This is a genomic window from Caballeronia sp. LZ035, assembly GCF_031451175.1.
Taxonomy (GTDB): domain Bacteria; phylum Pseudomonadota; class Gammaproteobacteria; order Burkholderiales; family Burkholderiaceae; genus Caballeronia.
The window spans coordinates 1436900-1460302 of sequence record NZ_JARUXS010000001.1 but is presented as its reverse complement, the minus strand read 5'-3'; the positions used below and the strand labels follow the sequence as shown (position 1 = coordinate 1460302).

General features: G+C 64.6%; 14 protein-coding genes. 6 read left to right on the top strand and 8 right to left on the bottom strand.

The window, feature by feature from the left end; all coding sequences use genetic code 11:
- Positions 1-400 precede the first annotated feature (400 nt).
- The 3 genes from lpdA to aceE all read right to left on the bottom strand — a co-directional run bounded on the left by lpdA (position 401) and on the right by aceE (position 6979).
- Positions 401-2464, bottom strand: a complete 2064-nt coding sequence (lpdA, locus tag QCE88_RS06815; RefSeq protein WP_309900356.1) for a dihydrolipoyl dehydrogenase — start codon at positions 2462-2464, stop codon at positions 401-403.
- 102 nt (positions 2465-2566) lie between these two features.
- Positions 2567-4207 (bottom strand): dihydrolipoyllysine-residue acetyltransferase, encoded by a 1641-nt coding sequence (gene aceF / locus QCE88_RS06810; RefSeq protein WP_309900354.1) that lies wholly within the window; start codon positions 4205-4207, stop codon positions 2567-2569.
- A gap of 78 nt (positions 4208-4285) precedes the next feature.
- Positions 4286-6979, bottom strand: coding sequence for a pyruvate dehydrogenase (acetyl-transferring), homodimeric type (aceE, locus tag QCE88_RS06805; RefSeq protein WP_309900352.1), 2694 nt, complete (start codon positions 6977-6979; stop codon positions 4286-4288).
- 279 nt (positions 6980-7258) lie between these two features.
- On the opposite strand from aceE, the gene fixL reads away from it, so the two are divergent.
- The 4 genes from fixL to QCE88_RS06785 all read left to right on the top strand — a co-directional run bounded on the left by fixL (position 7259) and on the right by QCE88_RS06785 (position 13278).
- Positions 7259-9787: an oxygen sensor histidine kinase FixL gene (gene fixL, locus QCE88_RS06800; RefSeq protein ID WP_309900351.1), complete on the top strand. Its 2529-nt coding sequence runs from the start codon at positions 7259-7261 to the stop codon at positions 9785-9787.
- On the top strand, positions 9784-10419 hold the full coding sequence (gene fixJ / locus QCE88_RS06795; RefSeq protein WP_086969731.1) for an oxygen response regulator transcription factor FixJ: 636 nt from the start codon (positions 9784-9786) through the stop codon (positions 10417-10419). Before fixL ends, fixJ begins: the two co-directional genes overlap by 4 nt.
- A gap of 391 nt (positions 10420-10810) precedes the next feature.
- Positions 10811-12337, top strand: a complete 1527-nt coding sequence (locus QCE88_RS06790; RefSeq protein ID WP_309900349.1) for a DUF3300 domain-containing protein — start codon at positions 10811-10813, stop codon at positions 12335-12337.
- Positions 12338-12396: 59 nt separating this feature from the next.
- Positions 12397-13278, top strand: a complete 882-nt coding sequence (locus QCE88_RS06785; RefSeq protein WP_309900347.1) for a DUF2950 family protein — start codon at positions 12397-12399, stop codon at positions 13276-13278.
- A gap of 468 nt (positions 13279-13746) precedes the next feature.
- Here the strand turns inward: QCE88_RS06785 and QCE88_RS06780 are convergent, their stop codons facing one another.
- On the bottom strand, positions 13747-14001 hold the full coding sequence (locus QCE88_RS06780; RefSeq protein WP_309900345.1) for a hypothetical protein: 255 nt from the start codon (positions 13999-14001) through the stop codon (positions 13747-13749).
- A gap of 754 nt (positions 14002-14755) precedes the next feature.
- Between QCE88_RS06780 and folD the strand changes: the two genes are divergently transcribed.
- Positions 14756-15610 (top strand): bifunctional methylenetetrahydrofolate dehydrogenase/methenyltetrahydrofolate cyclohydrolase FolD, encoded by an 855-nt coding sequence (gene folD, locus QCE88_RS06775; RefSeq protein ID WP_309900343.1) that lies wholly within the window; start codon positions 14756-14758, stop codon positions 15608-15610.
- A 152-nt stretch (positions 15611-15762) separates the two neighbouring features.
- On the top strand, positions 15763-17874 hold the full coding sequence (locus QCE88_RS06770) for a M3 family metallopeptidase (RefSeq protein WP_309900341.1): 2112 nt from the start codon (positions 15763-15765) through the stop codon (positions 17872-17874).
- A 54-nt stretch (positions 17875-17928) separates the two neighbouring features.
- On the opposite strand, the gene QCE88_RS06765 is transcribed toward QCE88_RS06770, so the two are convergent.
- The 4 genes from QCE88_RS06765 to kdpC form a co-directional block, all read right to left on the bottom strand.
- A complete protein-coding gene (locus QCE88_RS06765; RefSeq protein WP_309900339.1) occupies positions 17929-19203 on the bottom strand; it encodes an amidohydrolase family protein in 1275 nt (424 codons plus the stop codon).
- A gap of 95 nt (positions 19204-19298) precedes the next feature.
- Entirely contained in the window at positions 19299-19889 is a 591-nt protein-coding gene (locus QCE88_RS06760; protein ID WP_309900337.1) for a GNAT family protein, read from the bottom strand.
- Between the two features lie 56 nt (positions 19890-19945).
- The gene (locus QCE88_RS06755) at positions 19946-22762 is read right to left on the bottom strand and encodes a sensor histidine kinase KdpD (RefSeq protein ID WP_309900335.1); all 2817 of its coding nucleotides are present in this window, start codon (positions 22760-22762) and stop codon (positions 19946-19948) included.
- 44 nt (positions 22763-22806) lie between these two features.
- A complete protein-coding gene (gene kdpC / locus QCE88_RS06750) occupies positions 22807-23376 on the bottom strand; it encodes a potassium-transporting ATPase subunit KdpC (RefSeq protein WP_309903435.1) in 570 nt (189 codons plus the stop codon).
- Positions 23377-23403 lie beyond the last annotated feature (27 nt).

Genomic DNA, 23403 nt, shown 5'->3' with positions numbered 1-23403 from the left:
ATGACGCGCCGCACAGTTGAAGCGCCAGTTGAAGCGCCACTGTTAAAGCGCCGCAGTTGAAGCGCCACAGTTGAAGCGCCGCAGTTGAAGCGCCGCAGTTGAAGCGCCGCAGTTGAAGCGCCACAGTTGAAGCGCCACAGTTGAAGCGCCGCAGTTGAAGCGCCACAGTTGAAGCGCCACAGTTGAAGCGCCACAGTTGAAGCGCCACAGATGAAGCGCCACTGTTGAAGCGCCACAGTTGAAGCGCCACAGTTGAAGCGCCACAGATGAAGCGCCACAGATGAAGCGCCACAGATGAAGCGCCACAGATGAAGCGCCACAGATGAAGCGCCACAGATGAAAAAGGCGCGCTCCTTCACAGGAGCGCGCCTTTTTTGCGCGTGTTAAACGCGAAGAGAACTTACTTCTTGCGTTGCGGCGGCAAGTCCGTGCAAACGCCTTCGTACAACTCCGCCGCCATCCCGACGGATTCGCCGAGCGTCGGGTGCGGATGGATCGTCTTGCCGATATCGGTGGCATCCGCGCCCATCTCGATCGCGAGACACACTTCGCTGATCAGGTCGCCCGCATTCAGACCGACAATCCCGCCGCCGATCACCCGATGCGTTTCTTCATCGAAGATCAGCTTGGTGAAGCCTTCGTCACGGCCATTGGCGATCGCGCGGCCCGAAGCGGCCCACGGGAACACGGCTTTGCCGAACTTGATGCCTTCCGCCTTGCACTGCTCTTCCGTCTTGCCGGCCCAGGCCACTTCCGGATCGGTATAGGCCACCGACGGAATCTGCAGCGCGTCGAAGTACGCCTTCTCGCCGTGCGCCGCTTCCGCCGCGACGTGGCCTTCATGCACGGCCTTGTGCGCGAGCATCGGCTGGCCGACCAGGTCGCCGATCGCGAAGATGTGCGGCACGTTGGTGCGCATCTGCTTGTCGACGTTGATGAAGCCGCGCTCCGTCACCGCCACACCCGCCTTGTCCGCGCCGATCTTGCCGCCGTTCGGGCTGCGGCCCACCGCGAGCAGCACGAGGTCGTAGCGTTGCGGCTCGGCCGGCGCCTTCTCGCCCTCGAAGCTCACGTAGATGCCGTCTTCCTTCGCTTCGGCCTTCGTGGTCTTCGTCTTCAGCATGACGTTCGTGAAGCGCTTGGCGTTGAACTTCTCCCAGACCTTCACGAGGTCGCGGTCCGCGCCCTGCATCAGGCCGTCGAGCATTTCAACGACGTCGATATCGGCGCCGAGCGTCGAATACACCGTCGCCATTTCCAGGCCGATGATGCCGCCGCCCACCACCAGCATGCGCTTGGGCAACTGACGCAGTTCGAGCGCGCCGGTCGAATCGACGACCCGCGGATCATCCGGGAAAAACGGCAGCTTCACGGACTGCGAACCGGCCGCAATGATCGCCTGCTTGAACTTGACGACCTTCTTGCCGTCGGGACCGTTCACTTCCATGTGATTCGGATCGACGAAGTTGCCGACGCCCGTCACCACCTGGACCTTGCGCGCCTTCGCCATGCCGGCGAGGCCGCCGGTCAGCTTCTTGACGACGCCTTCCTTGAAGCCGCGCAGCTTGTCGAGGTCGACCTTCGGCTCGCCGAAGCTGATGCCGTGCGCGCCCAGCGCGGCCGCTTCGTCGATGACGAGCGCCGTGTGCAGCAGCGCCTTCGACGGAATGCAGCCGACGTTCAGGCACACGCCGCCAAGCGTCGAATAACGCTCGACGAGTACGGTCTTCATGCCGAGGTCGGCGGCGCGGAAGGCTGCCGAATAGCCGCCGGGACCGGCGCCGAGCACGAGCATGTCGCATTCGACATCGGCCACGCCGGAATAGGAACCGGCCTGCGGCGCGGGCGCCGACGGTGCGGCCGGGGCAGCAGCGGGAGCCGCAGCCGGGGCCGGGGCCGCCTTCGAAGGCGCGGGCGCGGCGGCCGCGCCGCTTTCCAGCGTCAGGACCAGCGTGCCTTCCGATACGTTGTCGCCGACCTTGACCTTCACTTCCTTGACCGTGCCCGCAGCGGGCGAAGGCACGTCCATCGTGGCCTTGTCGGATTCGAGCGTGACGAGCGACTGTTCCTTCTCGACCGTGTCGCCCGGCTTCACGTGCACTTCGATGACCGGAATGTCCTTGAAGTCGCCGATATCCGGCACCTTCACGTCCTGCACGGCGCCACTCGGAGCCGCAGCCGCAGCCGGAGCGGACGCAGCGGGAGCCGCAGGGGCGGCGGCTGCGCCTTCGGTCTCGATCATCGCGATGACCGTGCCCTGCGATACCTTGTCGCCCTGCTTGACCTTCACTTCCTTGATCGTGCCTGCCGCATCGGCGGGCACTTCCATCGTGGCCTTGTCGGTTTCGAGCGTGATGACGCCCTGTTCCTTCTCGATGCGGTCGCCGGCCTGGATATGGATTTCGATGACATCGACATCGGAGAAGTCGCCGATGTCGGGTACTTTCAGTTCGACGAGACTCATGGTGTCCCCTAAGAAAAGAGCGGTTGGACCGGACAGTGCCGGTCCCCGTCGGCCGGCCGCGGTCCCGGACCCGCAGGTCCGGACGCGGCCCCGATCAAAAGATCAAAGAATGACGCGACGGAAATCGCCCAGAATCGCCGACAGATACGCGTTGAAGCGCGCGGCCTCGGCGCCGTCGATGACGCGATGGTCATACGACAGCGACAGCGGCAACGTGAGGCGCGGCACGAACTGCTTGCCGTCCCACACAGGCTTCATCTGACCGCGCGACAGACCGAGAATCGCGACTTCGGGCGCGTTGATGATCGGCGTGAAGTTCGTTCCGCCGATGCCGCCCAGCGACGAGATCGAGAAGCAGCCGCCCTGCATCTGGTCGGGCTTGAGCTTGCCGTCGCGCGCCGCCTTCGACAGATCCGCCATTTCCTTCGCGATGTCGACGAGGCCCTTCTTGTCGGCGTCGCGGATCACCGGAACGACGAGGCCGTTCGGCGTATCGGCCGCGAAACCGACGTTGTAGTACTGCTTGAAGACGAGGTTGTCGCCGTCGAGGCTGGCGTTGAAGGTCGGGAACTTCTTCAGCGCGAACACCACCGCCTTGATGACGAACGCCAGCATCGTAAACTTCACGCCGACCTTCTCGTTCTCCTTGTTGAGCTTCACGCGCAGTTCTTCGAGCTCGGTGATGTCCGCTTCGTCGTTGTTCGTGACGTGCGGAATCATGACCCAGTTGCGATGCAGATTTGCGCCCGAGATCTTCTTGATGCGCGACAGCGGCTTCGGATCGACCGGGCCGAACTTCGCGAAATCGACCTTCGGCCACGGCAGCAGGCCGAGTTCGCCGCCACCGCCGCCGGCCGGAGCCGCCGCTGCGGGCGCCGCGCCCTGACCCGACATCACGCCCTTCACGAAGCTCGTGATGTCCTGCTGCGTGATGCGGCCCTTCGGACCCGTGCCGCGCACGCGCGCCACGTCCACGCCGAGTTCGCGCGCGAACTTGCGCACCGAAGGCGATGCATGGCTCGACGAGCGCGTGCCGTCGCCGGCGGGCATCACGGGCGCCTGCGCGAGCGCGGACGGCGCTTCCTTCGCGGGCGCCGGCTTGGCCGGTGCGTCCGGCGCCGCTTCGGTCTTCGCGGCCGGAGCGGGTGCTGCGGCCGGCGCTGCCGATGCACCTGCTGCGCCTTCGAGCACGACAATCAGCGTGCCTTCGGACACGTTGTCGCCGAGCTTGACCTTCAGCTCCTTGACCGTGCCCGCGGCAGGCGAAGGCACGTCCATCGTGGCCTTGTCGGATTCGAGCGTGACGAGCGACTGCTCTTTCTCGACCGTGTCGCCGACCTTGACCGCGATCTCGATGACCGGAATGTCCTTGAAGTCGCCGATGTCCGGCACCTTCACCTCGATCACGCCGCCACCGGAAGCAGCGGGCGCGGATGCAGCAGCGGGCGCCGGCGCGGCGGCCGCTTCCTGCTTTGCTTCTTCCTTCTTCGGCGCTTCAGCCGCGCCGCCTTCCAGCACGACGATCAGCGTGCCTTCCGACACGTTGTCGCCGACCTTGACCTTCACTTCCTTCACGGTGCCGGCGGCGGAACTGGGCACGTCCATCGTCGCCTTGTCGGACTCGAGCGTGACGAGCGACTGCTCGGCCTCGACGGTGTCACCCGGCTTGACCAGCACCTCGATCACCGGAATGTCCTTGAAATCGCCGATGTCCGGCACTTTGACTTCGATCGCTTGACTCATTATTAGTGTCTCCTGGTTGCACGCGGCCTCGCTCCGCTTCGGAGAGAGGCCACGTCACAACGCACGGGGGCGATGCCTTTAGACGGTCATCGGGTTGGGTTTGGACGGGTCGAGGTTGTACTTCTTGATCGCCTCGCCGACGACCTTGCGCTCGATCGTGCCTTCGTCGGCAAGCGCGTTGAGCGCCGCCAGCGTGACCCAGTAGCGGTCGACTTCGAAGAAGTGGCGCAGCGCCTCGCGCGTATCCGAGCGGCCGTAGCCGTCGGTGCCGAGCACCACGAACTTCTGCGGCACGAACGCGCGGATCTGGTCCGTCAGCGCCCGGATGTAGTCGGTCGATGCAATCACCGGACCCTTCGCGCCCGTCAGCAGCTTCGTGACGTGCGGCACGCGCTTTTCTTCCGCCGGATGCAGCAGGTTGTAGCGCTCGATGGCCTGGCCTTCGCGGGCCAGTTCGGTGAAGCTCGGCACGCTCCACAGGTCGGCGGACACGCCCCAGTCGTTCTTCAGCAGGTCGGCGGCGGCGATCACTTCATTGAAGATCGTGCCCGCGCCCATCAGCTGGACGTGCGCCTTGGCCGGCGCGTCGGACTTGCTGAACGCGTACATGCCCTTGATGATGTCGGCCGCCACGGCGTCACCTTGCGGAATCGCCGGGTGCTCGTAGTTCTCGTTCATCACCGTGATGTAGTAGTACACGTCTTCCTGGTCCGCCACCATGCGGCGCAGGCCGTCCTGCATGATGACCGCGAGTTCGTAGCCGAAGGTCGGGTCGTAGCTCACGCAGTTCGGCACGGACGCCGCCCACAGCAGCGAGTGGCCGTCTTCGTGCTGCAGGCCTTCGCCGTTGAGCGTCGTGCGGCCCGCGGTGCCGCCCAGCAGGAAGCCGCGCGAACGCATGTCGCCCGCGGCCCAGGCCAGGTCGCCGATGCGCTGGAAGCCGAACATCGAATAGAAGATGTAGAACGGGATCATGATCTCGCCGTGCGTCGAGTACGACGTCGCGGCTGCGATCCAGTCACACATGCCCCCTGCTTCGTTGATGCCTTCCTGCAGGATCTGGCCGGTCTCCGATTCCCGGTAGAACATCAGCTGGTCGGAGTCTTCCGGAATGTACTTCTGGCCGTCCTGATTCCAGATACCGATCTGGCGGAACAGACCTTCCATGCCGAAGGTACGCGACTCGTCCGGGACGATCGGCACGATACGCTTGCCGATGGCCTTGTCCTTCAACAGGATGTTGAGCACACGCACGAACGCCATCGTCGTGGAGATTTCGCGGCCTGCGCCCGTGCCCTTCAACAGCGGCTCGAACGCGCTGAGCGCCGGCACCGGCAGCGATTCCGCCTTCTCGCGACGCGCCGGCAGATAGCCGCCCAGGTCCATGCGCTTCTGGCGCATGTATTCCAGTTCCTTCGAACCTTCCTCGAACGTCAGGTACGGCACGTCGGCGATCTGTTCGTCGGTCAGCGGCAGGCGGAACTGGTCGCGGAATTTCTTCAGCGTGTCGATCGGCAGCTTCTTCTGCTGGTGCGTGATGTTCATCGCCTGGCCGTGCTCGCCCATGCCGTAACCCTTGATGGTCTTGGCGAGGATGACGGTCGGCGCGCCCTTCGTGCGGGTGGCCGCGTCGAAGGCTGCGTAGATCTTGTGCGGATCGTGGCCGCCGCGATTCAGATTCCAGATGTCCTCGTCGGACCAGTCGGACACCAGCGCCTTCAGTTCCGGCGTGTTGAAGAAGTGCTCGCGCACGAACGCGCCCGACTCCGACTTGTAGGTCTGGTATTCACCGTCGACGACGTCCATCATGCGGCGCATCAGCGCGCCGGTCTTGTCGCGTGCGAACAGCGCATCCCAGCGGCTGCCCCAGATCACCTTGATGACGTTCCAGCCGGCGCCGCGGAACTCGCTTTCGAGTTCCTGGATGATCTTGCCGTTGCCGCGCACCGGGCCGTCGAGACGCTGCAGGTTGCAGTTGATGACGAACACGAGGTTGTCGAGACGCTCGCGCCCGGCCATGCCGATCGCGCCGAGCGATTCCGGCTCGTCCGTTTCGCCATCGCCCAGGAACGCCCAGACCTTGCGGCCTTCGGTCTTCGCGATGCCGCGCGCCGCCATGTACTTCATGAAGCGCGCCTGGTAGATCGCCATGATCGGGCCGAGGCCCATCGACACGGTCGGGAACTGCCAGAAATCGGGCATCAGCCACGGATGCGGATACGACGAGATGCCCTCGCCGCCCACTTCCTGGCGGAAGTTGTTGAGCTGCTTCTCGGTCAGGCGGCCGAGCAGGAACGCGCGCGAGTAGACGCCCGGCGACGAGTGGCCCTGCACGAACACGAGGTCGCCGCCGTGATCTTTCGACGGTGCATGCCAGAAGTGGTTGAAGCCGACGTCATACAGCGTCGCGGCGGACGCAAACGAGGCGATGTGACCGCCGACGTTGGTGTCCTTGCCGGCGCGCAGCACCATGGCGATGGCGTTCCAGCGCGTGTACGAGCGAATCCGGTGTTCGACGTCCTGGTCGCCCGGAATCTTCGACTGCGAGGCGACGGGGATCGTGTTGATGTACGGCGTGTTCGCCGAGAACGGCAGGTGCTCGCCATGTACGCGAGCGAATTCGATTTGTTTCTCGATCAGGTAGTGCGCGCGATCAGGACCAACCGCGGAAATCACGCCGTCGAGGGCGTCGAGCCATTCGGCGGTTTCCTGGGGATCGTCGTCCTTGGCGTTGGCGACATATTTGAGAACTTCGTCGGGTACAGCGGACATGCTCGTCTCCTGATGTGAGGAACACTCTTGAACCACTGGCGCACGCCCGCAAAAAAGCGGGCCCGGCCGCGTGCCGGCAATTCTAAAGAGGGTCTAGATCAAGACGCAAGGAATTTTTCGAATCATGAGAGTTAATCTCACAATACGAAAAAATGCTGCAATGCACCGTCCGGCAAGGCTTTTTTTATCAGACGTATCTCCTCCTTTTGCCGCGTTTGGGCGGTCTTACCTGTCTTTTTACGCCAATTAACAATCAGGTGCTGCGTTACAATCGCACGCATGTTGACCGAACGGCTGATCAAACGCTCGGGGAAGGGCGGGCGCAAGCCGTCTGACTCGTCGCCCACCCGCTGGCACCACGGCCCGTGGTGGTCGAACTCCTATTTACTCACGCCGCTCATCTCGATCCTGGTCTTTCTGGTCGTGATGAGTCTGATTCTGTGGAGTCTCAACCGGCGGGAGCAGCAACAGCAGGAAGACACGCTGTATCGCAATGTGGCGTGGGCCCAGCAGCAAATCCGCCTGTCCATGACCGGCGCGCAAGAACAGATCCAGGCGCTCGCCCGCGACATCGCCGGCGGTCACGGCGACCCGCAGAACTTCCAGACCGCGTCCACCGACATCATGCAGGGGCATCCCGAGATCCTCTACATGAACTGGTACACCAGCGAGCACAAGCCGCGCTGGCCCAATACGCCGCTGCCCCTGCTCGGTTCCCGCCTCGCCAAGCCCAACGAAACGCAGATGGACGAGGCCGTGCAGGCCGCCTTCGACGAGGCGCGCAACACCCGCCGCCAGGTCTATTCGCCACTGCTGTACGACGACCTCGGCAACGGCTACATCACGCTCCAGACGCCGGTGTTCCGCGACCGCGAATTCCTGGGCTCGATCGCCGCGGTGTTCTCGATCGAAGGCATCCTGAAGCACGACATTCCGAGCGAACTGTCGGCGAAGTACAAGATCTCCATTACCGACCTGAACAACCGCGAACTCGCGACCACGTCGAGCCGCCCGCGCCTGCCGCGCGACATGTTCTACGACCTGCCGCTCGATCCGCCGGGTCAGGGTTTGTCGGTGCGCGTCTATTCGTATCCGCAACTCACCAACTTCACCAACAACACACTGGTGTGGCTCGTCGCCGGCCTGTCGTGCTTCGTGCTGTGGAGCCTGTGGAGTCTGTGGAAGCACACGCGCCAGCGTTTCGAGGCGCAGCAGGCGCTCTACGCCGAGGCGTTCTTCCGCCGCGCGATGGAAAACTCCGTGCTGATCGGCATGCGCGTGCTCGACATGCACGGCCGCATCACGCACGTGAATCCCGCCTTCTGCCGCATGACGGGCTGGGACGAAAGCGATCTGGTCGGCAAGAACGCGCCGTTCCCGTACTGGCCGCGCGACGCCTATCCGGAAATGCAGCGCCAGCTCGACATGACCCTGCGCGGCAAGGCGCCCTCGTCCGGCTTCGAGCTGCGAGTGCGCCGCAAGGACGGCTCGTTCTTCCACGCGCGCCTCTACGTGTCGCCGCTGATCGACAGTTCCGGACGCCAGACCGGCTGGATGTCGTCGATGACCGACATCACCGAACCGAAACGCGCCCGCGAGGAACTCGCCGCCGCGCATGAACGCTTCACCACGGTGCTCGAAAGCCTCGATGCCGCCGTCTCCGTGCTCGCCGCCGACGAAGCCGAACTGCTGTTCGCGAACCGCTATTACCGGCATCTGTTCGGCATTCGGCCGGATGGCCATCTGGAACTCGCCGGCGCCGCGTTCGACGGCACCTCGCAGAGTTCGTCCGACACCATCGACATGGTCGATACCTTCGCCGGCCTGCCCGCCACCGCGCTCACCGAGAGTTCGGCGGACGCGCAGGAAGTCTACGTCGAGGGCATCCAGAAATGGTTCGAGGTGCGCCGCCAGTACATCCAGTGGGTCGACGGCCATCTCGCGCAGATGCAGATCGCCACCGACATCACGCAGCGCAAGCAGGCGCAGGAACTCGCGCACCAGCAAGAGGAAAAGCTGCAGTTCACGAGCCGCCTGATGACGATGGGCGAAATGGCGTCCTCGCTCGCGCATGAACTGAACCAGCCGCTCGCCGCCATCAACAATTACTGCTCGGGTTGCGTCGCGCTGGTGAAATCCGGCCGCATGACGCAGGAAACGCTGCTGCCGGCGCTCGAAAAAACCGCCCAGCAGGCGGTGCGCGCAGGCATGATCATCAAGCGCATCCGCGAGTTCGTGAAGCGTTCGGAACCGAAACGCCAGGCCGCACGCGTGGCGGATATCGTCGCGGACGCGGTGGGTCTCGCCGAGATCGAGGCGCGCAAACGCAAGATCCGCATCGTCACGGAAATCCGCTCGCGCATGCCGGTGATCTACGTGGATCCGGTTTTGATCGAACAAGTGTTGGTGAACCTGTTGAAAAACGCAGCGGAAGCGATGCATGATGCGAAACCACATGCCATCGATCCGGTAATCCGCGTCATCGTGCAGCGCATGGACGGCGGCTTTGTCTGCATCAGTGTGGTCGATCAGGGCCCGGGCGTGGACGAAGCCACCGCCGAGCGCCTGTTCGAACCGTTTTACAGCACCAAGTCCGACGGTATGGGCATGGGACTGAATATCTGCCGCTCGATCATCGAATCGCATCGCGGCAGACTTTGGGTGGTCAACAACGTCGAGGCGGACGGTCACGTGACCGGCGCGACCTTCCACTGCAGCCTGCCGATCGGCCAGGTGGACGGTTCGGGCACGGACGGTTCCGCTCACGACGAACATACGAGACAACAAACCGTTACGGGAGAACTATGAGCACAGTCACCACTCAGGAAACCGTCTTCGTCGTGGATGATGACGAAGCGGTGCGCGATTCCTTGCGCTGGCTGCTCGAGGCAAACGGCTATCGCGTGCAGTGCTTTTCGAGCGCCGAGTCCTTCCTCGACGTGTACCTGCCGGTCGCCCATTCCGGCGCGATCTCCTGCCTGATCCTCGACGTGCGCATGGCCGGCATGACAGGGCTCGAGTTGCAGGAAAAGCTGATTGCCGAGAACTCGCTGCTGCCGATCATTTTCGTGACGGGTCACGGCGACGTGCCGATGGCCGTTTCGACCATGAAGAAAGGCGCGATGGATTTCATCGAGAAGCCTTTCGACGAAGCCGAACTGCGCAAGCTGGTCGAGCGCATGCTCGAGAAGGCGCGCAATGAAAGCACCAGCGTGCAGCAGCAGCGCGCCGCCGCCGAGCGGCTCGGCAAGCTGACGGCGCGCGAGCATCAGGTGCTGGAACGCATCATCGCCGGGCGGCTCAACAAGCAGATTGCCGACGATCTCGGCATCAGCATCAAGACCGTCGAGGCGCATCGCGCGAATATCATGGAAAAGCTCTCCGTGAATACCGTCGCCGACCTGCTGCGCCTCGCGCTGTCGAACAAGCCGCAACAGTAAGCGCTGTCATCTCCTTTCGCGGCCGGCATCGCATGCCGGCCGCGTTGTCATGGTGCGCCGGTTCCGGCGCCGCCACGCCCCCTTCTCCCCGGTCTGAATTCCGTTGTCCGTAACAGTGAAACGTGATATTTCCTCAATCACGTTGACACACCTTGGGGCCCGCCCGTAACGTCTGCGGGCCTTAACTACCGGACAACGTCATGCGCGACAAGACGTCCTTCGCGTCCTGGCTCGGCCAGCAAACGTTTGGCATCGCAGCCGCCGGGCCCGATGCCGAACGCCTCCCGCTTCCCTTTCTCTCACCTGCCCCGCGCGGCACGCATGGGCACACTGCGTGCGGCCCGACGCGTGGCACGCGCACGGCGGGCATCGCGCACCGGAGGACCTGATCGTGGAACGCAATCCTTCCCATCCGCCGGCGAACGGCTCGCCATCGCGCAAGCGCACGGCGCGCATCGTGGCGCTCAGCGCGGCGCTGGTCGCCGTGCCCGTCGCGGTTCAGTATCTCCATCCGTACCATGCGCAAGCGCAGGTGCCGGCGCAGGTGCCGGCGCAGGTTCCAGCTCAGACACCGGCTCAGCCCGCTGCGGCAAACCCCACGCAGAAGCTCTCCGGCCAGCAGCTCGACGCATTGACGGCACCCGTGGCGCTCTATCCCGATGCCCTGCTCGCCCAGGTGCTGATGGCGTCGACCTATCCCGCGCAAGTGACTGACGCGGATGCGTGGGCCAAGGCCAACACCAACCTCAAGGGCGACGACGCCGTACGCGCCGTGCAGTCGCAGCCCTGGGATCCGAGCGTGCAATCGCTCGTGGCGTTCCCGCAGGCCCTCGCGACCCTGGCCTCCAAGATCGACTGGACCGCGCAACTCGGCAACGCGTTCATTGCGCAGCCCAGCGACGTGATGGACTCCGTGCAGCGTCTGCGGCGCGCCGCGCAAGGCGCGGGCAACCTGAAGAGCAACGAGCAGCAAACGGTCAAGGTCCAGCAGGCGCCGAGCGCGACCAGCACCACCAGCGCGACCAGCACCACCAGCACGACCAGGATCGAAATCGTGCCGGCCAATCCGCAGGTGGTCTACGTACCGACCTATAACCCGACGGTCGTCTACGGCGCGTGGCCCTATCCGGCCTATCCGCCGGTCTACGTGCCTCCGCCGCCCGGCTATGCCATCGCGACCGGCTTCGTGTCGGGCCTGGCCTTCGGCGCGGGCATCGCGGTCGCCAATTCGCTGTGGGGCAACTGCGACTGGAATCACGGCGACGTCAACGTCAACGTGAATCGCTACAACAACATCAACGTGAACAACCGCATCAATGCGAACAGCAACAACGTGCGCTGGAATCGCAACGATCCGCAGTTCAACCGCAACAACCTCGCCGGTCGGCAGAACGGCTTCAATAACGCCAATCCCGGCGCGAATGCCGGCCAGTTCCGCGGCCGCGAGGACGCACGCGCGCAAGCCGCGCAGACGCTGCAGCAGCGCACCGGGCAGAACCTCAATCAGACGGCCAGCCAGCGCGCGCAGAGCATTCGCCAGGGCGGCGGTCAGAATGCGCTCAACCGCAGCGACCTGCAGCAGCGCGCGCAGAGCGTCAACCGCGACAATGCACTGCGCGGCGCGGGCGATGGCGATGCCGCGCGGCAGGACATCCAGCGCGGGCAGGCGAGCCGGCAGTCGTACTCGAACCGGACGCAAAGCCGGCCCGGTGAGAACGGCGGCGGCGTGCAGCGCCAGAGTAACGGTCTCGGCGCCGGCGGCGGTGGCATGCAGCGCCAGGGCGGCGGTCTCGGCAGCGGTGGTGGCGGTATTCAGCGCGAAGGCGGCGGCCTGGGAGGCGGAGGTGGCGGCATACAGCATCCGGGCGGCTTCGGCGGCGGCGGATTACATGGCGGCGGCGGCTTCCATCGCCGTTGATGACCCTATCCCTGCCTACGCACCGCGCACGCGGCGACCGCCCGCTCAAGGAGCCTGAAATGACCCCTAACCACCCTTTCGCCTTACCGAAGAAAGCCTTGCTTGGCGCAGTACTCGCCGCGTCGTTCGCCGCCCTCGCATTCAGCGCGACGACGGCGCGTGCTCAGACCGCATCGCAAGCTGTCTATCCGAGCACCGAGGCTGCGGCCCAGGCGCTCACCGACGCCATCGCGAGCAACGACGAACGCGCGCTCTCAAAAGTCCTCGGCAAGGACCATGCGCATTACGTTCCCACCGACAGCATCGGCGAACAGGATATCTACGCCTACCTCGGCGCGTGGGCGCAGCAGCATCGCATCGTCGACGCCCCGCAGCCGCTCGACGGCCACCCCGCCGCGTATATCGAAGTCGGCACCAGCGGCTGGACGCTGCCGATTCCGCTCGTGAAGGTGGCGAACGGCTGGCGCTTCGACATGCCCGCCGCGCGCGATGAAGTGCTCACGCGTCGCATCGGCCGCAACGAGCGTTCGGCGATGCAGGTGGCGCTCGCCTATGTCGCCGCGCAGAAGGAGTTCCGCGACCAGCAGGGGCACTACGCGGACCGCTTCGTCAGCACGCCGGGCAAGCACGACGGCCTGTACTGGGAAACGGCGCCGGGCGAAGCGGAAAGCCCGCTCGGCCCGCTGGCTGCGGAGATGCCGAACAAGCCGAGCGCGGCGGATGGTTACTACGGCTACCACTACCGCATCCTGAGAGCTCAGGGCGGCGGCGCGGGACTGATCGCCACCCCCGCCCAATATGGTCGGACCGGGGTGATGAGTTTTCTCGTGAAGCAGGATGGCCAGCTTTTTGAGAAAGACCTCGGCGCAAGATCGGCCGACCTCGCCTCGAAGGTCTCGCTGACCGCTCCTGGCGCATCCTGGAAGCCGGTCGCGCCGTAGTCAGCCGCGACCGATTCCAGCGGTTCCACCGGCCTGGTCCGCGCAAGCGGGCCAGGCCTCGCGCGGAAGCAAGGCCGCCGGTCGGCTTCAAAAATCCACGTCGATCCATGAGCTTCGCTGTTGATACACGCGCCAATCCTTCTTCAGGTTCCACAGCTTATAGAAGGCTGTTTCAGCGCTGACGGCCGTGGGATTGACCAGAAACAGTGAATGCGACCTGCTGAACATCACACGGTAATGACGTCATTTGACATTCTCCAGCGATGAAGGCTTCGCCATTTAACGGTAAGCCAGCGACCAGCCAAGCATGAACATCGTGACCTGGAGAAAATCAGGCTCATCATCGTTAGACCGCTGAAACGTGAATCGCTGAGTGAGCTGATCGGATATCAGATTGCCGATCAGAGGCAAAAGCGGATCCAGACGATTGCCATGCGCCGATCGCCTGACGAGATGAAGCCGACGTAATCAATAACGGTTGCTCTTCAGATTTTCTGCAAAGAACATCGAAGCGTCGGCGCCGAACGCGATTGTGGAGTTCGCAATCAGCCCATTCTCTGCAAACGCCTTGAGGCCTTGCCCCGTCCACTCGAGCGTGAGCATGGGCATGATGTTGACCGCGAGCTTTGGATCGTCACGCAGCTTGACAAAAAGCTCCGCCGTTTCTTCTTTTACGTTTCGCCAATCCTCGTCAAACCTTTCCGTCTCCTCCTCGATCATCATGTTGAGGCCTCGCTCCATGCTCCGGCACACTGCGAGTCTCCCGTGTACGGGTACATCAGAATCGCAAAATCCGTGGCAACGAAAGTCTTCGGCGCCGAGTATGAGTCAGACGGCGAAAGCAGCAATGACAATACGCGTCTCGACAGGATTGAGCCATTCCTGCCATGTTGAAAACGTGAGATTTCATCCATGATGCGGAACGTGAACCCAGACCCGGTGCGGTTTTTTATTCGAGTCCGTGGCTTTACCCGCCCGACCTGCACGCATCAATGGCTAGTCTTGATGCAGACCCTCTTCGTCGACATCAGCAACATTGAACGAGATCGTTTGAGATATTGAAGATTGAGTCTTTCTGGATAACCTGGTTTCGCCCAATAGCGTCATGCTCTCCTCCGGAGATAGTGGCATTAAAAAACACTAGCGAAAGACGAATATCGTTGACAGCCATAAAATCCGGATTTGCGTCCAATGACTCCAAGCGCACATGCACTCGGGCTGTTATTTAAAAATCGCCTTTCAGCACACTATCAGAGTCGTGACGGTCTGAAATAACCGAATGAGTGCAGAGACAGGCAGAAACAAAACATTTCAAATTGCTGTTGAAAGCGCATTAGAAATAGCAAGAATTCAGCGCTCCGTTACCCGCCCCATCGAGGCACGGTATACTTCCGCCTGACACACGGATCCGCGCGCGCAACCCGGCCCGATTCGATTCTTCGCACTGCCCCCTCGCTCAACCCCACACCGATTCACCATGACCGCCCAACTCATCGACGGCAACGCCCTCTCCAAGACCCTTCGCGCCGAAGTCGCCCGGCGCGCCGCCGCCCTCTCCGCTCGCGGCCACCAGCCGGGCCTCGCCGTCGTGCTGGTGGGCGACAATCCCGCGAGCGAGGTCTATGTGCGCAACAAGGTGAAGGCGTGCCACGACAACGGCCTGCATTCGGTGATGGACCGCTTCCCCGCCACGCTCACCGAAGCCGAACTGCTCGCCCACATCGCGAAGCTCAATGCCGATGCCGCCATCCACGGCATCCTCGTGCAGCTGCCGCTGCCGTCGCACATCGACAGCCACAAGGTCATCGAAGCGATCGCCCCGGAGAAGGACGTCGACGGCTTCCACGTCGCGAACGCGGGCGCGCTGATGACCGGCAAGCCGCTGTTTCGCCCGTGCACGCCCTACGGCGTGATGAAGATGTTCGAGGCGCACGGCATCGACCTGACGGGCGCCAACGCGGTCGTGATCGGCCGTTCGAACATCGTCGGCAAGCCAATGGCCCTCCTGCTGCTCGAAGCGGGCGCCACTGTCACCATTTGTCACAGCAAGACCCGCGATCTCGCCAGGCACACGCGCGAGGCTGACGTGGTGGTCGCCGCGGTCGGCCGCCGCAATATCCTGACCGCCGACATGGTGAAGCCGGGCGCGACGGTGATCGACGTCGGCATGAACCGCAACGACGAAGGCAAGCTGTGCGGCGACGTCGAGTTCGCCCAGGTAAAGGAAGTGGCCGGCTATATCACGCCGGTGCCGGGCGGCGTCGGCCCGATGACCATCACGATGCTGCTCGTCAACACCATCGAAGCGGCGGAACGCGCGGCGCAGGGCTGAAATCGGGGCTGCAACCGGGTTTGAAACAATCGCGCATCCTGAAAAAACTATCGATTGGAATTTGCCCCGACCGCCCCAATAATCCTTGAGAGAACCCGGCGCGGGGCGCGCTGTCCCGCCGGGGCTTCACCCAACACCAGAACGGGAGAGCCATGAGCGACACCACGTCCACCCCGGCAGCGGCCAATCCGCTGCTCGATTTTTCCGATCTCCCACGTTTCGGCGAGATCCGCCCCGAACACGTCACGCCCGCGCTGGATGTGCTGCTGGCGGCGGCCCGAAGCGCCGTGGATCGCGCGGCCGCACCCGAGACGCCCGCCACCTGGACGGATGTCGTCGAGGCGGTCGAACTGGAATCGGAGAAGCTGTCGCGCGCGTGGGGCGTCATCGGCCATCTGAACGCCGTCGCCGACACCCCGGAACTGCGCGCCGCCCATGCCGAAAACCTGCCGCGCGTGACCGAATTTTCCGCGAGCGTCGGCCAGAATCTCGCGCTGTACGAGAAGTACAAGGCCATCGCCGCCGGACCGGACTTTGCGGGCCTGAGCGCCGAGCGCAAGAAGATCCTCAACAACTCGCTGCGCGATTTCCGTCTGTCCGGCGCCGAGTTGCCCGAAGACCGCAAGCCGCGCTTCGCGCAATTGCAGGAAGAACAGGCGGCGCTCTCGAAGGCATTCTCCGATCACGTGCTCGACGCCACCAATGCCTACTCGTATGTCGTCACGCAGGAGAGCGATCTGGTTGGCCTGCCGGACGACGTGATCGAAGGCGCACGAGAGGCGGCCCAGCGCGACGCGAAGGACGGCTGGAAATTCACGCTGCATTTCCCGTCGTACTTCCCGGTGCTGCAATACGCCGAGCATCGTCCGATGCGCGAAGCAATGTACCGCGCCTACGTCACGCGGGGATCCGAACTCGGTGAAACCTACGGCGGCGGCAAAGCCGAATGGGACAACACGGCGAACATCGTCGAGAACCTGGCACTGCGCGACGAAGAAGCGAAGACGCTCGGTTACCAGAACTTCGCGGAAGTGTCGCTGGCGCCGAAGATGGCCGAATCGCCCGCACAGGTCATTGCGTTCCTCGAAGACCTCGCCACCCGCGCGCGACCCTACGCCGAAAACGACTGGATGGAATTGCGCGCGTTCGCCGCGACCGAACTCGGCATGCCCGAACTGCAACCGTGGGACGTCGCGTACGCAGCCGAGAAGCTGCGTCAGAAGCGTTACTCGTTCTCGGAAAACGAGGTCAAGCAATACTTCCCGCAGGAAGCCGTGCTGAAGGGCCTGTTCAAGGTCACCGAAACGCTTTTCAACGTGTCGATTCGTCGCGACGAAGCCGCCGTGTGGAATCCGGACGTACGCTTCTTCCGCGTCGAGAATGCGGACGGCACGCTGGTCGCGCAGTTCTATCTCGATCTCTACGCGCGCGAAGGCAAGCGCGGCGGCGCCTGGATGGACGACGCCCGTTCGCGTCACAAGCGCGTCCAGGGCGGCGTGCAGACGCCGGTGGCGTATCTCACCTGCAACTTCTCGGCGCCGGTGGGCGGCAAGCCGGCCTGCTTCACGCATGACGAAGTCATCACGCTATTCCACGAGTTCGGTCACGGCCTGCATCACATGCTGACGCGCATCGACGAACTGGGCGTGTCGGGCATCAACGGCGTCGAGTGGGATGCGGTCGAGCTGCCGTCGCAGTTCATGGAGAACTTCTGCTGGGAGTGGGACGTGCTCACCGACATGTCCGCCCACGTGGAAACCGGCGCGCCGCTGCCGCGCGAACTCTTCGACAAGATGCTTGCCGCGAAGAACTTCCAGAGCGGACTGGGCACGCTGCGCCAGATCGTCTTCTCGATGTTCGACATGGTGCTGCACACGTCCTACGATCCGGCCAACGGCACGCAGAACGTCAACGACCTCGCGCGCGCGATCAACGAGCAGTTCCACGTGATTCCGCAGGCGCCGTTCTCCCGCTGGCCGAACACCTTCAGCCATATCTTCGCGGGCGGTTACGCGGCGGGTTATTACAGCTACAAGTGGGCTGAAGTGCTGTCCGCCGACGCGTACGCCGCGTTCGAGGAAGCCGCGAAGCTCGGCAGCGGTTCGGTGCTGGACGGCCAGACGGGCATGCGCTATCGCCGCGAGATTCTGGAGGTGGGCGGCAGCCGCCCGGCGATGGAATCGTTCAAGGCGTTCCGTGGCCGCGAGCCGGACATCGACGCCTTGCTGCGGCATAACGGCATGTCGGGACAGGCCGTGCACTAAGTGCGCTGACCAGTACGGCGAGAGGCTCCGGCATCTCATGGATGCCGGCGTTTTTTATCGGCGGATGCGAAAGTCCACCTCGGTGGGCCGGCCTTCCAGCGCCAGCGTCGCGCGCACGGCTGGACTGCGGCTCACGACCTTGCCTCGTCTCACCACGGCGGTGCGGGCCGCGCGCAGGCGGATGGCCTCGATCGGATCGCGCGCATCGAGCACCACGCAGTCCGCGTGACAGCCCACTTCGATCCCATAGCCCTCCAGCCCGAGGATGCGCGCCGGGTTGACCGTGACGGCATCGAAACAGGCGCGCATCGCTTCGACGCCCGTCATCTGCGCGACATGCAGCCCCATGTGCGCGACTTCGAGCATGTCGCCCGAGCCGAGGCTGTACCACGGATCCATCACGCAATCGTGACCGAAGGCAACCGTGACGCCCGCCGCCATCAGTTCGGGCACGCGCGTCATGCCGCGTCGCTTCGGATAGGTATCGGCGCGGCCCTGGAGCGTGATGTTGATGAGCGGATTGGCAATCGCTGCCACGCCCGATTCGCGCATCAGCGGGATCAGCTTGCTCACGTAGTAGTTGTCCATCGAGTGCATCGAGGTCAGATGCGAACCCGTCACGCGCCCCTGCAAGCCGAGCCGGTGTGTCTCTGCGGCCAGCGTTTCGATATGGCGCGACATCGGATCGTCGGACTCGTCGCAATGCATGTCCACGCGCAAGCCCTGTTCGGCCGCGAATTCGCACAGCAGCTTCACCGATGCCGCGCCGTCTTCCATCGTGCGCTCGAAATGCGGAATGCCGCCGACCACATCGACACCCAGCGCGATCGCACGCTTCAGGTTGTCGAAAGCGCCGGCGCTGCGCAACACGCCGTCCTGCGGGAACGCGACGAGTTGCAGATCGAGATAGGGCTTCACGCGCCGCTTCACTTCGAGCAGCGCCTCGACCGCCAGCAGGCGCGGGTCGCATACGTCGACGTGCGAGCGGATCGCGAGCAGCCCGCGCGCCACGGCCCAGTCGCAATATTGCAGCGCCCGTTCGACGAGCGCTTCCTGCGTCAGGTCCGGCTTCAGTTCGCCCCACAGCGCGATGCCTTCGAGCAGCGTGCCCGATGCATTCACGCGCGGCAGGCCGTAGGACAGCGTGGCATCCATGTGGAAGTGCGCATCGACGAAAGGCGGTGTGACGAGCGCGCCGTCGGCATCGATTTCCTCGCGCGCGGTGGCGGACAGATGCGGCTCGATGGCGGCAATGCGCCCGGCGTCCATGCCGATATCGACGAGTTCGCGCGCTCCTGCGAGCGCCGCGCGGCGAATGATCAAATCCATGTGCGAAACCTCCGTCCCGGGCCATGTGTCCAGCGTCTGGTCCGATTGTAGCGGGACAGAAATGACCTGCAGACGGCCACAGCAAAATGGAACGATCAGGCCGGACGCCTGAGCCTCGCTTCGAGCATGACCTTCACGTCGGGCCATTCGTCGTCGATGATGGAAAAGCGCACCGAATTGCGCTTGCGGCCATCCGGCATGATGCGTTCGTGACGCACGACGCCTTCCTGCTTCGCACCGATGCCGAGAATCGCGGCGCGGGATTTCTCGTTGAGTTCGTCGGTCGTGAACTGCACCCGCACGCATTGCATGACCTCGAACGCGTGCGTGAGCATCAGCAGCTTCGCCTCGATATTGATGCCGGTGCGCTGCGCCGAGGCCGCCAGCCACGTGCTGCCGATTTCGCACTTCCGGTTGACGCGGTCGATCTTCCAGAAACGCGTGCTGCCAACGACGCGTCCATCCTCACGCCGCACGATCACGAAGGGCATGACCGTACCGGCGTCGCGGTCCGCGAACACGGTGTCGATCATGCGGTCGATGGTGTCCTCGTTCGGCACCACCGTCACACGCAGATTCCACAGTTCGCCGTCGGCGGCGGCCGCGAGCAGCGCGGCGCGGTCTTCGCGCCGCAAAGGTCGGAGCTGCACGCGCGTGCCGCTCAACGTGGGTTGGGATTCGCTCATCGCCAGTCTTCTTTCGTGGGTCGAGCGCACATCATAAAGCGCGGCCGGAGCAAGCCCTATGCTTCCCGCGAAGAAGGTTCGCCGGGCGGGAGGTCATCGGGCACATGCTCGGGCACGTCGCGCGGTGCGGCGTCGCTTACTGGCAGCGCGAACCAGAAGCGCGCGCCTGAAACGCGCCCTTCGCCATCCCGCCGATTCTCGACGCCGATCGTCCCGCCGTGCGCCTCGACGATCGCGCGGCAGATCGCGAGACCCAGCCCGATTCCCGTTTGCGCCGATTCCTTCTCGCCGCGCGTGAACTTGTCGAACAGACGCGCCCGCAGCGCCTCGGGCACGCCCGGGCCTTCGTCGTCGAGATGCACGCGCACGACGCGCGCATTGCCCGCGTTGTCTTTGTCATCCGCATCGACCAGCGCGGCGCCGATCGCCACCGGCGTGCCCGGCGGCGTGTACTTGGCCGCGTTCTCCAGCAGATTGGCGAAAAGCCGTTCCATCAGCACCGCGTCGAGTTCGAGCAAGGGCAGGTCCGCCGGCACGTCCGTGTGTATCGTCCGGCCCGCGAGCACGCGTCGCGAAGCGGCGAGCGCCGCGCCGACCGTCTCCTCCAGCATCGACCACTGCCGGTTCAGCCGCACCGAACCGGCTTGCAGCCGCGCCATGTCGAGCAGGTTGATCACGAGCCCGCTCATGCGCAGCGCTTCTTCGTGGATCGCCTGCACCAGTTCGCGCGAGGTCTCCGGGTTGCCGCCGCCGGCCTCGCGCGCCTGCTCCTCCAGCACGGACGCGAAGCCGACGATCGACGTCAGCGGCGTGCGCAAGTCGTGCGAGATCGCCGACAGCAGCGAGTTGCGCAGCCGCTCCGACTCCATGTTGACGAGCGCATCCTGCGCGATCTCGACGTAATGCACGCGTTCGAGCGCGAGCGCGATCTGCGCCGCGAAGGTCTCGATCATGCGGCGCTGCTCGGGCACCGCGAACTCCCCTTCGCGCCCGGTGACGAGCGCGAGCACGCCGCGCGTGCGCATCGGCGCCTTCAGCGGCAGATACAGCGCGCGGCTCGCGGGCAAGGTGTCCGTGCCGTGGCCCGCCGGCCGCTGCTGGTCGTAGACCCATTGCGCGACATCGGCATCGAGGGCGGTCTCATCCAGCCCGATGCCGCCCTCCTCGCCCACGTTCCGGCGCACCTTGTCCGACGCGTCGGGCAGGAGAATCGCGGCTTTCGCCTGGAAGACCTCGGCGACATGCCGCACGCCAATCTCGACGATCTGCCCGGTCATCAGCGCCGCGCCGAGTTCCTTGGTCATTGCATACATCGCGCCGGTTCGGCGTTCGCGCAGTGACGCGATGCGCGCCTGGCGCCTGAGGCTCGACGTGAGATGGCTGATGGTGAGCGAGGTCAGCAGCATCACGCCGAAGGTCAGCAGATACTGCGTGTCCGTGACCGAGAACGACAGTTGCGGCGGCACGAAGAAGAAATCGACGGCCGCGACCGAGAGAAACGACAACATCACGCCCGGCCCGCGCCCGAGCCGCACCGCCGTGAAGACCACGCCCAGCAGATAGAGCATCACGAGATTGGTGATCGCGAACTGGCGCGCGGCAAGCAGGTCCGCCAGCAGCGTGATGCCCGCGCCGATCGTCAACGCGATTGCATATGCGCGCGGCGGCGAGTGCGCGCCGTCGCGCCACGCGGCAAGCGCGCCCGGACGCGGCGCCTGCGCGCCGCCCGGTTCGTCGCGCGCGCCGGTCGCCACCAGCGTCACGTCGATGTCCGGGCCGCGCTGGACGATGCGCTCGCTCACCGGCGCATCGAAGAGCCGCCGCCAGCCGCGCGCCGCCGACGCCCCCGCGACCAGCTTCGACACATTGCGCAGCCGCGCGTAGTCGATGAGCGTCGCGGCGGCATCGGCGCCATCGAGCGTGACCGTTTCCGCGCCGAGTTCGGCCGCGAGCTTGAGCGCGTCGAGCGTGCGGGTGCGGCGTTCGTCGGAGAGGCGCTGCAGCTTCGGGGTTTCGACATACACGGCGAGCCAGTCCGCCTTCAGCGCAGCGGCAAGACGCGCCGCCGCGCGCACCAGCGCCGCGCTTTCCGGCCCCGGTCCGATACACGCGATCAGCCGCTCGCGCGCGCGCCAGATGGGCTCGATGGACTGGTCGGCACGGTACTCGCGCATCTGGGCATCGACGCGGTCGGCGGTGCGGCGCAAGGCCAGTTCGCGCAGCGCGATCAGGTTGCCCTTGCGGAAGAAGTTGCGCACCGCGTGCGCGGCCTGCTGCGGCACGTACACCTTGCCGTCGCGCAGGCGGTCGAGCAGTTCTTCAGGCGGCAGATCGACGAGCGTGACTTCGTCGGCGAGATCGAAGATGCGGTCAGGAATCGTCTCCCGCACCCGTATGCCGGTAATCCGCCCGACGATGTCATTGAGACTTTCGAGATGCTGGACGTTGACGGTCGTGTAGACGTCGATGCCCGCGTCCAGCAGCGCCTGCACGTCCTGCCAGCGCTTCACGTGGCGCGCGCCCTGCACGTTGGCGTGCGCGAGTTCATCGACGAGGATCAGTTGCGGCTTGCGATGCAGCGCGGCGTCGAGATCGAACTCGGCGAGCACGCGGCCGCGATAGTCGATCTGCGCGGGCGGCAAGGTGTCGAGCCCGTGCGCAAGCGCCAGCGTTTCCTTGCGGCCATGCGTCTCGACCACGCCGACCAGCACCTCGCCGCCTTCGTCGCGGCGCCGGCGCGCGGCCTGCAGCATCGCAAAGGTCTTGCCGACGCCCGCGGACGCGCCGAAGAAGATCTTCAGCCGGCCGCGCTGGCGCTTTTCTTCCTCGCGGTGAAGTTTGTCGAGAAGCTCGTCTGGGGTTGGGCGGGGCATGTGCTGCTTCGGGTGGGCGGGCGCGCTGGGTCGAGGTTCCGTTCTTATTGCTTGTCCAGCGCAAGGTTCAATTTAAGCACATTCACTCTCGGCTCCCCGAGCAAGCCGAACTGACGTCCGGACGTGGCCTGCGCCACCCGCGCCTCGACCTGCTCAACCGGCAGACCCCGCGCGCGGGCCACGCGTGCCACCTGATACGCCGCAGCGGCCGGACTGATTTCAGGATCGAGTCCGCTTGCCGACGACGTCACCAGATCCACGGGAACCGCTTCATGATTGTCCGGATCGGCGGCCTGTAACGCGGCGACGCGCGCCTTGACTTCGTCGGTGAGCGCGGGGTTGGTCGGGCCGAGATTGGACCCGCTCGAACTGCCCGCGTTGTACGGATTCGGCGTCGTGGCCGAGAGACGTCCCCAGAAATAGCGCGGCGCATCGAACTGCTGCCCGATCAGCGCCGAGCCGACCACCTTGCCGTCGCGCTCGATCAGACTGCCGTTGGCCTGATGCGGAAACACGGCCTGGCCGATCGCCGTCACCGCCAGCGGATAGAGCACGCCCGTCAGCACCGTCAGCGCGACGAACAGCACGAGCATCGGACGCAATGAAGTTTTCATCATGATTCTGCCTTTGGAATGAATGGC